This window comes from Saccharopolyspora antimicrobica (assembly GCF_003635025.1).
GTDB lineage: Bacteria > Actinomycetota > Actinomycetes > Mycobacteriales > Pseudonocardiaceae > Saccharopolyspora > Saccharopolyspora antimicrobica.
Map to the genome: position 1 here is coordinate 5,613,989 of NZ_RBXX01000002.1, position 13,899 is coordinate 5,627,887.

13 protein-coding genes and 1 tRNA gene are annotated in these 13,899 nt (G+C 64.3%); 10 read left to right on the forward strand and 4 right to left on the reverse strand.

From position 1 onward, the window contains the following. Window positions 1–3: 3 nt before the first annotated feature. From ATL45_RS26895 to ATL45_RS26920, 6 genes are all read left to right on the forward strand, one after another. Window positions 4–291 (forward strand): ferredoxin family protein, encoded by a 288-nt coding sequence (locus ATL45_RS26895; protein WP_093149392.1) that lies wholly within the window; start codon window positions 4–6, stop codon window positions 289–291. A gap of 1 nt (window position 292) precedes the next feature. Beyond that, window positions 293–1,156 carry a mycofactocin-associated electron transfer flavoprotein beta subunit gene (locus ATL45_RS26900; RefSeq protein ID WP_093149391.1) on the forward strand — a complete coding sequence of 288 codons (864 nt, stop codon included), beginning with the start codon at window positions 293–295 and terminating at the stop codon, window positions 1,154–1,156. A gap of 129 nt (window positions 1,157–1,285) precedes the next feature. Then, complete coding sequence (locus tag ATL45_RS26905) at window positions 1,286–2,068, forward strand: mycofactocin-coupled SDR family oxidoreductase (RefSeq protein ID WP_093149388.1); 783 nt, start codon at window positions 1,286–1,288, stop codon at window positions 2,066–2,068. Next, on the forward strand, window positions 2,065–3,402 hold the full coding sequence (gene mftF / locus ATL45_RS26910; RefSeq protein ID WP_093149386.1) for a mycofactocin biosynthesis glycosyltransferase MftF: 1,338 nt from the start codon (window positions 2,065–2,067) through the stop codon (window positions 3,400–3,402). Before ATL45_RS26905 ends, mftF begins: the two co-directional genes overlap by 4 nt. Further along, the gene (gene mftE / locus ATL45_RS26915; RefSeq protein WP_093149383.1) at window positions 3,399–4,085 is read left to right on the forward strand and encodes a mycofactocin biosynthesis peptidyl-dipeptidase MftE; all 687 of its coding nucleotides are present in this window, start codon (window positions 3,399–3,401) and stop codon (window positions 4,083–4,085) included. Before mftF ends, mftE begins: the two co-directional genes overlap by 4 nt. Window positions 4,086–4,139: 54 nt before the next feature. Then, window positions 4,140–4,213, forward strand: a tRNA-Pro gene (locus tag ATL45_RS26920). A 563-nt stretch (window positions 4,214–4,776) separates the two neighbouring features. Here the strand turns inward: ATL45_RS26920 and ATL45_RS38530 are convergent. Together ATL45_RS38530 and ATL45_RS26925 are read right to left on the reverse strand one after the other, a co-directional pair. Then, window positions 4,777–5,298 (reverse strand): site-specific integrase, encoded by a 522-nt coding sequence (locus ATL45_RS38530; RefSeq protein ID WP_143121591.1) that lies wholly within the window; start codon window positions 5,296–5,298, stop codon window positions 4,777–4,779. Between the two features lie 483 nt (window positions 5,299–5,781). Then, entirely contained in the window at window positions 5,782–7,053 is a 1,272-nt protein-coding gene (locus ATL45_RS26925; protein ID WP_143121590.1) for a glycosyltransferase family A protein, read from the reverse strand. A gap of 719 nt (window positions 7,054–7,772) precedes the next feature. Here ATL45_RS26925 and ATL45_RS39055 point away from each other — a divergent pair. Beyond that, the gene (locus tag ATL45_RS39055; protein ID WP_170210359.1) at window positions 7,773–7,943 is read left to right on the forward strand and encodes a hypothetical protein; all 171 of its coding nucleotides are present in this window, start codon (window positions 7,773–7,775) and stop codon (window positions 7,941–7,943) included. Window positions 7,944–7,953: 10 nt separating this feature from the next. Continuing rightward, window positions 7,954–9,252, forward strand: coding sequence for a hypothetical protein (locus tag ATL45_RS38535; protein ID WP_143121589.1), 1,299 nt, complete (start codon window positions 7,954–7,956; stop codon window positions 9,250–9,252). 2 nt (window positions 9,253–9,254) lie between these two features. Here the strand turns inward: ATL45_RS38535 and ATL45_RS26935 are convergent, their stop codons facing one another. Further along, window positions 9,255–10,154, reverse strand: a complete 900-nt coding sequence (locus ATL45_RS26935) for a pyridoxal-phosphate dependent enzyme (RefSeq protein ID WP_093149375.1) — start codon at window positions 10,152–10,154, stop codon at window positions 9,255–9,257. Further along, a complete protein-coding gene (locus ATL45_RS26940) occupies window positions 10,144–11,064 on the reverse strand; it encodes a hypothetical protein (RefSeq protein WP_093149373.1) in 921 nt (306 codons plus the stop codon). Before ATL45_RS26940 ends, ATL45_RS26935 begins: the two co-directional genes overlap by 11 nt. A gap of 174 nt (window positions 11,065–11,238) precedes the next feature. Here ATL45_RS26940 and ATL45_RS26945 point away from each other — a divergent pair, with 174 nt between their 5' ends. Together ATL45_RS26945 and ATL45_RS26950 are read left to right on the forward strand one after the other, a co-directional pair. Next, a complete protein-coding gene (locus ATL45_RS26945; protein ID WP_121505402.1) occupies window positions 11,239–11,916 on the forward strand; it encodes a polysaccharide deacetylase family protein in 678 nt (225 codons plus the stop codon). A gap of 686 nt (window positions 11,917–12,602) precedes the next feature. Then, window positions 12,603–13,847: a hypothetical protein gene (locus ATL45_RS26950; RefSeq protein ID WP_093149367.1), complete on the forward strand. Its 1,245-nt coding sequence runs from the start codon at window positions 12,603–12,605 to the stop codon at window positions 13,845–13,847. Window positions 13,848–13,899 lie beyond the last annotated feature (52 nt).

Here is a 13,899-nt window from a genome sequence, read left to right on the forward strand (position 1 = left end):
AGCATGCACCACGAGATGTCCTTCGCGGACCGGATGTCCACGGTCGAGTTCGACGTCGGCGACCGCCCGCACATCACGGTCGACACCGAAGTCTGCCGCTCCTGCACCACCAGGGCGTGCGTGCCGGCGTGCCCGGCGAAGCTGTTCGTGCCCACCGACGACGGCGGAATCCTGTTCAACTACGAGCAGTGCTTCGAGTGCGGCACCTGCTACCAGCTCTGCAACTCGGCGGGCGCCATCACCTGGACCTACCCCGACGGCGGGCACGGCGTCGTCTTCCGGAAGGGCTGACATGCAGATCGTCGCAGCGCTGAGCTGGTCGTGGCAGCGCATCGAGGTCGACCCGCTGATCGGCAGCCTCACCACCGACCACCGAGGTCCCAACGCCGCCGAGCTCGCTGCGCTGGAGCATGCGCTCAGGCTCGCTGAAGAGCTGGACGGGCATGTGGTGGCGATGACGGTGGGGCCGCCGGAAGCGGACGAGGTGCTGCGAACGGCGTTGGCCGCTGGAGCGCACGAGGCGATTCGAGTCGAGTGCGACACCGCCCCCGACGCCCGGTGGCTGGCATCCAACGGCGCCGAAACCGCTCGGGCGATCACAACCGCGCTGCGCACAACCCCTGACCTGGTGCTGTGCGGCGACAGATCTTCAGACGGCGCAACCGGCACAACTCCGGCGTTCATCGCCGCGCGCCTAGGCGCCGCGCAGGCGCTCGGTGTCGTCAAGCTCGAAACCGAGGGCCGCACAGTCCTGGCCCACCGACGCTTGGACGGCGGACGCCGCGAGGTCCTTCGCCTGCCGACCCCCGCAGTCATCTCCGTCGAAGGCGGTATCCGCCTACGGCGAGCGAGCCTGCCAGCCGTGCTGGCCGCTCAACGCGCCCCAATCCCCTCGGTGCCGTTCGACACCCGACGGGGGCCGACGGTCTCCGCCCGCCCGCGCCGCCCGCGCCCGCGCGAACTACCGCCCCCGACAGCGGCTACTGCGCACCACCGAATCCTGGAGCTCACCGGAGCGCTGGTCGAACGCACCCCACCGGCGATCGTCGGACCGCTCCCGGCACCGGAAGCCGCCGACGTCCTGCTGGCGTACCTGCACCGCCACGGCTACCTCGAAACCGGCCCTGTCGCGAGAGAAACAGTGGAGCGGTCATGAGCAGCAACCCCAGTCCTGCGCAACCGCACCCCAGGGGACCGTGACGTGAACCAGCCACAAGAAACCACGAAACGCGAGATCAATCCCGAACGTAACCGCCACTGTGAATCGCGGAGAGGCGGGTAGGCCATGAGCAGGGTCGCGATCGTCACCGGTGCGGCGCGCGGGATCGGCGCCGCTGTGGTCCGGCAGCTCGCCGCCGAGGGCTGGCGCGTTGTCGCCGTCGACATCTGCGCGGAGCTCCCTGGAGCCTCCTATCCGCTCGGAACCCGCGCGCAGCTGCGAGAACTGGTCGAGCAGTGGCCGGATTCAGTCCGTGACGTGGTCGCCGACGTCCGAGACGACGCGGCCGTCCGGCACGCAGTCGAAGTGGCCGAGACCGAGTTCGGCGGGATCGACGCAGCGGTCGCGGCGGCCGCGGTCATGGCAGGTGGTGAACCGCTCTGGGAGACCACTGACGAGCAGTGGAACGCCCTGTTCGACGTCGGTGTCCGAGGCGTGGCGAACCTGGCCCGCGCCGCCGTGCCGAAAATGCTGCAACAGCCCGAACCGCGCTCCGGCCGCTTCGTCGCGCTGGCCTCCTCGGCCGCGCACCGCGGGCTGTACCACCTCGCCGGGTACAACGCGGCCAAGCACGCCGTGGTCGGCTTGATCAGAGGCCTGGCCACCGACCTGCGCGGCACCGGGATCACCGCCACGGCCGTCTCGCCGGGATCGACCCGCACCGACATGCTCACCGCCACCGCGGCCTACTACGACCTGCCCGACGTCGAGGAGTTCAGCCGGCACCAGCTCGTCGAGCGGATCCTGGAACCCGAGGAGGTCGCAGCGGCGGTGTGCTGGCTGTGCGGTGAGCGGTCCTCGGCGATCACCGGAACCGTGGTGCACGCCGATGGAGGTTTCACCGCATGACCCTCCGGCTGGTGCCCGACCCCGGCCTCCGCCGCTTCGCCGACGGTCGAGCCCTGGCCGGTGGCTCACCGTTCCGCGTGCTGCGGCTGAGCGCGGCAGGAGCGCGCCTGGTCGACCGGTGGATCGCCGGCGAACCGGTGACTACAGGCGCAGCGCTCGCGAAACGCCTGGTCGGCGCAGGGATGGCGCACCCCCGCTACGAGCAGTCCCGGTTCCGGCCCGAAGACGTGACCGTGGTGCTTCCAGTGCGCGACGACCACCACCGAGCACCGGACTCGGCGATCGTCGTGGACGACGGATCGCGGCACCCGATACCGGGCGCATCGGTGCGGCACCAGGTGCCCCGAGGTCCGGCAGCGGCCCGGAACTCGGGCCTGCGACTGGTCACCACGCCGCTGGTGGCCTTCCTGGACGCCGACGTCGAGGCAGAACCCGGCTGGCTCGAACCGCTGCTCAGCCACTTCGAGGACCCCGATGTGGTGGCAGTGGCGCCCCGCGTCCGCAGCGTCCCGGGCAGCAGTGCGCTCGACCGCTACGAGGCCGCGAGATCCCCGCTGGATCTCGGCGATCAACCAGGGCTGGTGCAGCCGGGCAGCCGCATCAGCTACGTGCCCTCGGCGGCACTGGTGGTCCGCACCGACGTGCTCCGCGAAGCGGGTGGATTCGACGAGAACCTCCGCTTCGGCGAAGACGTCGACCTGATCTGGCGCCTGGCCCAGCACCACCGGATCCGCTACGAACCGGCATCCACCGTGCACCACCGACCGCGCCGGACCTGGACGGCCTTGCTCCGCCAGCGCTTCAGCTACGGAACATCGGCCGGCCCGCTCGCCACCCGCCACGGCACAGCGGTCGCCCCGGTCCGGACGTCGCTGTGGAGCGTGGCCGCGTGGGCACTGCTCAGCACCCGCCGAATCGCCCCGGCACTGATCGTCACCAGCGGCGCGGCGGCTCTCCTGACCCGCAAGCTGGGCAAGATCGGAGTCCCGGTGGAGGAATCGCTGCGCCTGACGGCTCTCGGAACACTCGGCGCAGGCCGCTACCTGGCCGACGCGATCGGCAGGCCCTGGGCGCCGCTCGCGATCCCCCTGCTGGCGATGAGCCGCAGTGGCCGCCGCATCCTGACAGCGGTGGCGCTGCGGCACCTGCTGGACTGGGTCCGCGAGCGCCCACCGCTGGACCCGGCCAGCTGGACACTGGCCCGCCTCGCCGACGACGCGGCCTACGGCTGCGGAGTGCTCTGCGGCGCGCTCCGCAGCCGCACCGCAACACCGCTGCTACCGGTCCTGTCCGACGTCGGCGGCCGCAGCAGCGTCCCGACGGAGCGGCCATGACGAACCTGGCGGATCTGACCTGGCCGGACCTCGCGGAACCGGCCCTGCTGGCGGTGCCGCTGGGAGCGACCGAGCAACACGGCCCCCACCTGCCCTTCACCGTCGACACCGAGATCGCGGTGGCCCTGTGCGAACGCCTGGCCGAGCACCGCCCGGTCCTGGTAGCCCCACCGGTGGCCTACGGCTCCAGCGGCGAGCACGCGGACTTCCCGGGAACCCTGTCGATCGGCCAGCGAGCGGTGGAACTGCTCGTCCTGGAGCTGGCCCGCTCAGCGGACGCGTACGCGGGAGTGCTCGTGGTCTCGGCCCACGGAGGAAACACCGAGCCACTCGGTCGAGCCCTGCGAACCCTGCGCGCGGAAGGCCGCCGAGTCCTCGCCTGGTCACCACCGGGCAGACCCGACGACACCCACGCGGGCCGCACCGAAACATCGGTGATGCTGGCCCTGCGCCCAGCAGCGGTCCATCTCGACCGCGCGGAACGAGGTACGACGACCCCGCTCCCGGACATCCTCCCGACCCTCCGGGAGAAGGGTCTGGCGGCGGTGACGCCCAGCGGAGTCCTCGGCGACCCGCGCGGAGCGACCGCGGCGGAGGGGGAGCGGCTGCTGGCGGCCTGGAACCGAGCCCTGACTGCGGCGGTCGACGCCTGGACCTGCGAAAATGTCGAACCAGGGGGGTAGATGATCGCCCGTTCGGAGGTGCGGTAAGCTATCGGCACACCCCAAGAGGTGAGTCGGGATGTAGCGCAGCTTGGTAGCGCACTTGACTGGGGGTCAAGGGGTCGCAGGTTCAAATCCTGTCATCCCGACGGAGCGAAAGGCCCGTTGATCAGCACGTAAGTGCAGGTCAACGGGCCTTTTGCGTTGTGGTGTGGATCAGTTGTTGATCGTCCACTGTGGCTGGTTGTGGATTTTTGGGAGGATTTTGGGAGTCGCGATCTTTGCCTGGGGCGGAAAGGGGTCGCGTTCTGGTCGGCCCTGTCGAACCTTCGTTCGACTCGTTCAGTGGGGTTTGTTGATCAAGGCCCGACTGTTTCAGCAGGTCAGGGATGGTATGGCCGGTTGGGTACTTCGGTGTGGGACGCGTTGCGTGAGGAGGGGCTCCGGCTCGGGTAGCGGTGGGATTTCCTCGCTGGTCAAGGGGTCAGGGGGTTCTGATTCGTGGTTCTGGGCTTGGGTCCAGCGGTGTTGGAGAGCGGTGAGGAGCTGTTCTTCGGTTTCGGGGGCGATGTGGGAGTAGATGTCTTGGAATTTGTCGGGGAGTCGGTGTCCGAGGCGGCGGGCTTGGGCGACTTCGGGGATGCCGTCGCTGATGAGCCAGGTTTGTGGCTGTGTCGTAGTCCTTGGAAGGTGAGGTGTGGGGCGATGGGGGCTAGTGGGGTGTCTGGTTCGGTGGTGCCGTCGCGGGGTGGGCGCATGATGCGGCGGTCGAAGTTGCTGCGTCGGAGCGGATGGCGGTGGGGTGTGGTGAAGACGAATGCGTGGTCGTGGGGGTGAGGTGTTGGTGTAGGAGGTTGATGAGGAAGTCGGGAAGGGTGATCGTTCGGGCTGATTCGGCGGTTTTGGGTGGTCCTAGGCTGAGCGCGCCGTTGATCTCGTGAAGGGCTCCGATGTCGGGGTCGATGGTGATGTGGCCGTCGTTGAGGTGGGTGTTGGTGCGTTGGAGCCCGGTGAGTTCGCCCCAGCGGGCACCGGTGTAGGCGGCGGTGATGATGAGGGTGGCGGCGGTGTCGCCGCCTAGCAGGCGTGCTTGTTCTGCAATGTCGATGACTTGCCTGGGTGTGGCCACGACAGGTTCAGATCGTCGGGCTAGGGTTCGGCGGCCGCGGTGCCGCCGGTGGTGGAGGGGATTCGCGGGAATGAGGTGCTCGTCGGTGGCGTCATCGAGCATCATCGACGTGATCATGCGAACGGGCCTTAACCGCTCTGAACGAATCTGCGCTGACCTGCGGAATTATGTTTTCGCAGGTCAGCGCGTCGCGTTGAACATAGTTCACACATAAGGGCTCTTCCAACTGTGCTCAACTGCATAAGCCGCAGGTCAACGATCCTGAACGACTCGTTGCCGCGGTGAGCTCTTCGTACGTTGGGGAGCGGACTTTCGGAGGCTTCAGCCCTGTGTGCGAACGCACTCGCACAGGGCGGTGGCGCTGGTTTACGACTGAATCGGTGTCAGCTTGGAACTGGGCTTGGGGGCCGCCGTCGATGGCGTCCTCGTCTGCTGGACCCGCAAGAGCCCTCGGCTGCAGAGGTGCGGTAGCAGTATCGGCTGAGGTCGAGGCATCTGTAGCGGAACTGCTCCTTCTCCCGGTACAAGCCTGTGAGGGGCCGTGGCAGTCCCCGATACGCCTTGCCTGGACCGATGTCTGATCAGACCTCAACGGTCCCCTTGCTTGATGCGCTCGATCGCAACGTCTCCGTGGTGCTCGGCCGCGAGCGCAGTTTGCTCAAGGATCGCTTGGCCGTCGTCAGTCCGACGGAATGCATCCACCCACAGTTGTTGAAGGCGCAATCTTTCCGGGCAGCCCAACATCGTACGCGGCGACCGTGTGAGCGAGCCGGCGCGATCGCGCTTGACGTAAAGAAACTCGTCGAGATTTCGGATCTGCATTGAAAAGTGGGCGCGCAGTAGAAACTGGGTGTCGCTTCCCATGACGCGATGAGTGGAGAATCCACCACTTTGGACGTATGCGCTCTTGCGAACCATGGAGGTGGGATGCAGCAGTGCGTGGCCCGCCTCGCGCACTAGGGCGTCGTTCACGTCGAGCGGATACCGGACCGGGTAGATGATTTCGCGGAAGTCGTCGAGCCGGACCTCGTGACTCCCCAGAAGATCACCGTCTGAGAACGCCGCCGACAGGCGAGCAACACGATCGGCGCAAGGGGCGTCGTCGGAGTCTTGAAACATGATCCACGGTGTGCTCGCTCGGGAAGCGAGGTAGTGGCGGCCCGGATACGGGCCGGCGCCAGGGCGGCTTGACTGATAAGCCTCGATCGCCGGGTTTCGCGCGAGCCATTCCGCGTGCTGGTCTGAAAGGTCCTCGTCGAAGTAGACTTGCGTCTTCTCGCAACGCGCCCATTGGTGGGCGATGTAGTGCATGCAAACACGGAAATTCTCGAACGGGCCGCGATGCGGGACCAGGGTCGTGATCGGCGCTACCCGTGCAGGTGGTTCAGGCAGCTGCGGTGCGCCGATCGTGCGTACTAGCAGCTGCCGGACGCTCGCACCGCGGAGCACCGCGGAAGTAACAACGTAGACAGCGTGTTCGGGGTCCCGCGAACGACTGACTGCGTCGTGGAAGGTCGCGGCCGGCGCGAGTATGGCGTCGATCGGCGGATCCTCGCGATAGATCACTCGCGGAGGGTTGCGCCTCTGGACAAAGATCACGCAGCTCGACGGCTCCCGGGCCAGTATCCGGCGGCACTCGGCGAGGATTTCTGGTGCCATATGCCGGCTCGATGGCCCAATTAAGAGGCCAGCAACGAGGTCTGAGGTCCTCACGAGTTCAGTCGGCGTGCTCTCCGAGCGTGCGGTCTCGGCGCCTCGGCGTAGCAGCACGACCACGGGCCGAGACCCGGCCAGCTGGATCGCGGCGGTGTGTGGGCTGGAGAGCGGCACGTCGACAACGATGGCCGATGCGATCCACATGAACACGACTATAAGGCGAGCTGAAGAGTTTCGCCTAAGCCGACTACCGCGACCCGATCGTCGTTATGCATGGGATGTTTGGCGCTCCGGCTGGTGTGGCCATGGGACAACCTGGGCATCCCCCATTCAGGAGTTGTCGCCTTCGCGTAGGAGCACAAGCCGTGGCTGACGGTCGTCCAGCTGTCCTGCAATCTGCCCGAGCTGATCTCACAGGAGGCATCTTGCGGCTAATCCGTGGAAGGTTGCCCGATTTCCCAGCCGTCGACCTGGCCTGCGATCCGCGAAGTCGTGCGCCGTCTGAAGAAGATTCAGTAGCGTCCGGCCTGCTTGCAAAGTGAAACCCAAAACTGTCGGGGTTCGATACCGCTGGTGCCGTGCACCTGATGAGATCGCAAGGCACCTTATGATCGAGGTGCTCCGACGACGTGTTTTCGAAGTAGGTCTCGGGATGATGCCGCGCGGTAATGACAGAGCGCAGCTTCCCGGCGATCATTTTAAATGATCCTCAGCGTCCCACGGGCCATCGTGTGGGCCCGATGGTCCTGGAGATCGGTTCTCGCCTGCGCCCCCGCAAGGCCAAGGCGTTGCCCCTGTCTATCGGGATGCCAACTAGGTCTTCATCCGGTAGCGTGCTCCTGGTGAGCGCACGTTGGCTCATCTGAAGGCATGGAAGACACCGTTTTCGCCAGGAGTAGCTAGCGTCATATACGGAGGTTGAGATGAACGAGAAGCCGTTGAACCCCACTGTCAACGCAAACGTGGTCGAGGTTGCCCAAGAACGCTTCAAGACAGCTGTGGAAGCTCGCGAGGCGCTCCATAAGGCCGTCGATGAAATCTCTGACGACCTGCTGCGCTATGCGCGGGGAGTCCAAATCCTTGTCATGGCATGATCAATACTCCGTGGTTTCCTGGGGGAATTTGGTTGCTGATGAAACTCCGATCGAGAGTGCGAGTGTCAATCTCGACCTAGCGCTCGAAGCGTATCCGCAATGGGTCGAACGACTGAATCAACCGGAACTGAAGCGGGCATTTCTTATGAATTGCTCGTCCTCGATCCCGTTCTACCGGAACCTTCTCGATGGCAGTGTGCGTGACCTGGAACGGTTTCCGATCGTCGATCGAGCTGACCACGATGTCAGCTACTCTGAGTTCACAAGCAACACGTTCAACGATCCACGTTCCGATCAGCTGTCGATTTATACGAACGGCTCGTTGGGTCCCAGTCTTTGTGTCTCATGGGACCTTCCGAGCATGTTCGACCTCAATCACGCGAGTTATCTCAGATTCTCCAAGGTGCTCCCTGGGTTGTTTACGTCAGTAATACCGGGAGAGCCTTCGGTCTTCGTTATCTCGGATATGCCAAGCGACCTGCGCACATCGATCGTGATGCCCGGCCTGGACGGAACGATCTTGCGCAGGCTGATCTTGGGGCGCGATGAGTCGACAGACGCAGCGCTCGTGGAGTATCTCCGCCACGCCCGCATAGCTTTGCTGCACGGCAAACCCTCCGTCCTCTTGAATCTCGTGGAACTCGATAGCCGCCACGGCGGAGACGGACGCATCGCACCGGCCAACATCGTATGCAGCGGCGAGAACCTTTACGCGGACGACCGCGCACGGATCGAGGCATGGCTTGGCTGCGCCATCATCAACGCGTACGTCACGAGCGAAGCTGGGCTCGTCGCGTTCGAATGCGAGAAGCGCAGCGGCATGCATGTCCTGACCGACCATCTCACGGTCGAGGTAGTGGCGAGCGACGGAACTGTACGCTCGACCGGAACAGGAGAGCTGCTGATCACAAATGCGCTGAACTGGCGCCATGCTTTTGTCCGCTACCGCATCGGTGACAGGGCTACAGTGATGGCGGGCGCGTGCGGCTGCGGTCACGATGGTCAGACGATCGTCGACCTACCCGGACACGAACGCGAGGCCTACCACAGCGGCAAGATCTCGATCCCCGCCGCGGATATCGCGACTGTGATCGAAGCTAGCAGGCCTCCGGTTAAGCAATACCAGATCGCGTACGCTGATGATCAGCGGCTCATCATTTCGTGGATTCCCGAGCCATCGGCAGACCCTCATAGCACGTCGCGTGCTCTAGCCGCGCGCTTGCGTGAACGCTTCCCCGCGACGACTTTCGAACTGTGCCGCGTGACCGCAATAAATACACCTGGAGGAAAGCTGCGACGCTTTCTCTGAGGTCACGCGGTGATAATGACGACATGCGCACTCGTCGGATTGAGTCGCGTCGAGAACGTCTGCAGACCAACGAGACCAGCGGCGCCTGAAGGGATAGTACGAACGATGGCGTTCGTCAAAAGGCTGTTGCTCGCGGCGACCAACTCTGTATCCGTCGCGTCGCAGAAGTAGCCTCCGGATCCCCGAACCGCCTCCATCGCCTCGCGAGCATGGAGCGAGCGCCAGTTCACGAGGGGCTCGTTTACTTCTGTCTCCTGCAGCTTGGCGGCGTCAAGCTCGATCAGTCGACCTGCGGCAAGGCTCGCCGTCAAAGCGGTGTTCCCAGTGCTGCCGACCACGCCTATTCTTACCGCGAGTTTCCGCTGCTGGAGCCGCGCGCGAACACCGGCTGCGCACGTGCCGTTGCCGACGGGCAACCAGATCGATCCGAGGCTAACCGGACACTGCGCTACGAGCTCGTCGACAATCGCACCGTACTCGAAGATTGCGATCTGTCCTGCCCGTCCGATCAAGTTTGCGTCAAACAGCTTCCGAGCCCGCGCGAACTTTCGGCTCGCTTCCACCGCGGCCTCGTAGCATGCACCTCGCGGGATCACTTCCGCGCCGAGAGCCGTCATCTCGTCGCACCGGGTGTGGTGAAACGATCTTGGCACGAACACCGTGCACAACAGGCCGCGCGCCCGACTCGCAAGGGCGAGCGCGACACCGAGGTTGCCGCAGCTGCCGACCGTGATCCCACGAGCACCAGCTTCGAACGCAGCGAGCACCAGCCCGTCGGCAATCCTGTCCTTTTGTGTCCTCGTGGGGTTCTCGATCTCGCACTTCGCGTAAATATGCGGCAAGCGCAGGCGCTCGGTCAGGTAGCCGAGCGTCAACAACGACGTCGGTTGCTTATGTTCCATAGCGATGCTCCGCGAGGCCGGCTCCGAGGTACGCGAGAAGGTCGGCTTGTCCCCCGTCGCCCCAGTACGGTGTCGTATTGATATCGATCAAGTAGTTTTCGCCCTGATCATCGCTGACGACGTCGAATGCCCCGTACTCCACATGTGCAGCGCGCGCGATACGTGCTGACATCGCCGCGACGCGTCCAATGTCCGATGACCCCGTCAACTGTCGATGAGCCTCAGACGCTCGCGTCCAATAGCTCTCCCGCTCGATCCCTTCGGGCATCTTCTTGAAGGTCGACGAATCGACAACGCGGGAGACCACTATCGCGTCCCCGGCGAGATAGACGCGGTGGAAGAGGTGGGCTGTATTGGTGACGTACCGTTCGACGACCCAATGGGGCGAGGTCCAGACTCCAGCGGGCACCTCACTTCGCCGCATGATACGATAATCCGTTTTCTGCCGAGGCGGCATGTCCTGGGGTGATTCGTACCCGAGCATGCGCCTTTGCTCGATGCCTAGCTTGCAGTCAGACTCACCGTGATAGTTGTACGTGGTCTTGACTAGCAGGAATTCGTCAGGATCGCCATCCCGCTGGGCCGCGGTCGACGTGAATCCCTCACGCGCGCAAATTCGTTGGACGGTACGCTTCGAGATGTCGACCAACCGCGCGTTATGTACGACGATGCCGCGCGCTTGCAACTCGCTGACGAGCGAATCCCGGCCGATAGGGACCCGAGTCGAAAATGTCAAATTGATGTGGAAAACGAAGGTGTGACATGCGGCAGGGAGGCGTAGTAGCACGTCCTCGGAGCTTTCCCCGAGGCAAGCAGTGATGCGACTCGCACCTGGTGCAATCGCGGGGAGTAGGTAGCCCTTCCACGCCCTGTGTTCGTAGACGACCACCTGGCCATAGCTTTGTGTCACGGGCTCAGTATCGACGTATTTTCCGTTGGCAGCCCGGTGACGACCTCGACGCCGTCGCGACCGGGCCGCACGCCCCAAGTGATCAGCTGCTGCAGGTCTCCTACGCCGAGCAGGGGCGGCCTGAGAGCATCTTCTCGCGAGACGGCTGACCACAACTACTGAAGGTCATCCATAGTGCCAGAACTGGAGTATCTTCAGTCCATGGTGGTACCTGCACAAGCCAGTGCGGATGCGGCTTTGGCTGCAAACACGCCCAGGCCCGTCAGTCACGTCCGGGATCTATTGCCCGCAGCGCCACGGGATGTTGTAGCGCTGACCGTCGACGACGGGCCGAATCCGCTGTGGACAGCCCAATTGCTTGACCTACTGCAACGCACTGAGATCCGGGCGACCTTCTGCCTGATCGGCATGCATGCTCAGGAATACCCCGGTCTCGTGAAGCGGATCATCGCCGAGGGCCACAGCGTGGCCAACCACAGCATGACCCACCCGCAAGCCTTCGGTCATCTGCCGTTCGTGGCGATACAACGACAGATCACCGATGCCCAGTCGGCCATCGCCGATGTCGATGGGGCGGCACCCAAGCTGTTTCGGGCACCCTGTGGAGACTGGTCAGCGCCAGTGCTCTCTGCTGTGCAGAGCGTGAAATTGGTGCCCCTCGGATGGAGTATTGACTCCCTCGACTGTTCACGGCCGGGTACCCGGCCGATCATCACACGGCTTCTTGCGGCGCAGCCGGGGGACATTTTGCTCTGCCACGACGGCGGCGGCGACCGGGCTCAAACCCTGGAATCGTTGCGCATCGTGCTCCCTGCGATCAAAGACCTTGGCCTGCAGTTCACCGCCCTATAGGTCGAGCGCGGAGGTTTTCGAAGGTTTGCGTTGGCTGCTGGGGGACGGTCATCCTCCTGCGCTAGCGTAGGCAGTGGGCGGTGTCGAGCGTGTCCTGTCGCGCCTTTGGCTCTGGCCGAGCTGTGCGGCCCCACCTGAGCCAATCGCGTAACCGTGCCAACACCGGCGAGCAGCGTGTCCGGGGAAAACGGGCTCTTACAAGGGTTTCATGAGACTGGTCGACCAGGGGCACCGCGTGGCGTGCCGTGTGATTGTCTCCGGAGTAAGGCGTGCCAAGGGCCACTGCGACCGTCTCGAGTAGGTGCTACAGAAACGGGGTGCGCCACTGGTAGCCCATGGTGAGCCTGCTCGACCAAGGTAACCCGTAGGCAGTCGGTGTGGTGCCAAGTGTCGATGCATGTGCTCATGCCTGGACAGCTTGGTGTTAGCCCCCAAGGGCACTGCCACCCTGCCGCAGGACTCCATGGCCGTAGCCTCGTCGATTCGCTCCTCAGCTGCCTGCGCAGTATCGTCGTTAGCAGCTCGTCACGCCCTCCCAGCGTGCACCTGAGCTGAGGGAGCATGTCTGGGGTGTCCATCAGTTCCAGGAAAACCTTGAAGAGCCCGTTCACGAAGTCGGGCCACCCCCTTTGGTGGCAAAGATCTTGATAGCACCGCTGCGTGCCCTACACGAGTGCGGAGGCTGTATGGCAGAGCTCTCAGAACTGTCAACGGCTGTGATGACGCATCCGCTGCGTCGTCGCCTCGCTGAGAAGGTCGTTGATTCACTGTGCGCGCTGGATCCGGCGGTAGCGGTAGACCCGGAGCCGCTGGACACGCCGCGTACGCTACGGACGTCCATCCAGGCGTGGGACAGCGTACGCACTGGCGCCGCCTACCACTTGGTGATCCAGGATGATGTGTTGCCCAGCAAGCACTTTGCGGAACACGTGGCCGACATTCTTGCGTACGACCCGGAACACCCAATCGCCCTATTCTCCGTCTGCTACTCGCGGAATGGATGGGCAGTGCGTTGGGCAAGCGCGTGGGGCGCACGCTTAGTCGCTGGGGTGCCAGAATACGTCCCGTGCGTCGCGTTGCTCCTACCGGCTGACGCTGCACGACACTACGTCCACTTTGCCCGCGCCTGGGACAACGCCGACACACCAGACGATTACGTGATGCGAGCGTACTTTGCGGAGGCGGGCCTCAAGTTGCTGTTGTCCGTGCCGTCCCTTGTCGAGCACCGGCCAGTGCGTAGTTTGATCGGGAATGACTTCTTGGCTGCCGCCGCGTGCTTTGGCGACCCGCGCAGTGGTTGGTTTCGGGACGGCGGTCCGGTGCTCGACGGCTATCAGGTCCTCCCTGTGCTGAAGGACGACGAGCTGTGGCTGTGTCGCAAGGACGCATGCAGTACCAGGCAGGACGACTGGGGCGCCGTGCCGTTCGAAGCGGAAGCGCACCGGATCGGCGTCGACCTGGACGACCTGATGGATCGATACAACCGGTTCCTGGTAGGCGTACCGGATTCCCTTGTGGACCAGTGGTTCACGGTGGCACACCCGAGGGTGTTGTGGACGGCGTGGCTGGCCGCATACCTGCTACGCAACTATCACCCGCCCAGGAAGGACGTTCTGACCGGGCCGGACTCGGTACTGCTTGACTCGTCGTTGCGGACGATTCTGTCCGAGCTTCTTACGCCAGAACCCATCTCCAACGCCCCTATCGAGAACTTGGACCTGCTATTCCCGGTGGTCGCGGACGGGTTTGCCACCGTGGGTCACGCGATCACACCCCCCGGCGAGACCCAACCTGATGGCGTCAATAGTTCGCTTACGGACCGCCGTGCACCGCAGGTCAATCATGGCCGCCGTGTCGACCACGCTGCCATGGCACAGCACGGTAATGCTGTTGTCGCCCGGAGCAACCACGGGACAGATCATCATGTGTGACACGTTAGCGTCCGGCGATCGATGCGTGCATCGATGAGCGGAGTCGGGTAAG

Coding starts and splice junctions, on each gene's coding strand:
- ATL45_RS39055 (WP_170210359.1), top strand. CDS start 7,773: ATGAACGAGAAGCCGTTGAACCCCACTGTCAACGCAAACGTGGTCGAG.
- ATL45_RS26925 (WP_143121590.1), bottom strand. CDS start 7,053: ATGTGGATCGCATCGGCCATCGTTGTCGACGTGCCGCTCTCCAGCCCA.
- mftE (WP_093149383.1), top strand. CDS start 3,399: ATGACGAACCTGGCGGATCTGACCTGGCCGGACCTCGCGGAACCGGCC.
- ATL45_RS38530 (WP_143121591.1), bottom strand. CDS start 5,298: ATGATGCTCGATGACGCCACCGACGAGCACCTCATTCCCGCGAATCCC.
- ATL45_RS26935 (WP_093149375.1), bottom strand. CDS start 10,154: ATGGAACATAAGCAACCGACGTCGTTGTTGACGCTCGGCTACCTGACC.
- ATL45_RS26895 (WP_093149392.1), top strand. CDS start 4: ATGCACCACGAGATGTCCTTCGCGGACCGGATGTCCACGGTCGAGTTC.
- ATL45_RS26900 (WP_093149391.1), top strand. CDS start 293: ATGCAGATCGTCGCAGCGCTGAGCTGGTCGTGGCAGCGCATCGAGGTC.
- ATL45_RS26950 (WP_093149367.1), top strand. CDS start 12,603: ATGGCAGAGCTCTCAGAACTGTCAACGGCTGTGATGACGCATCCGCTG.
- mftF (WP_093149386.1), top strand. CDS start 2,065: ATGACCCTCCGGCTGGTGCCCGACCCCGGCCTCCGCCGCTTCGCCGAC.
- ATL45_RS26905 (WP_093149388.1), top strand. CDS start 1,286: ATGAGCAGGGTCGCGATCGTCACCGGTGCGGCGCGCGGGATCGGCGCC.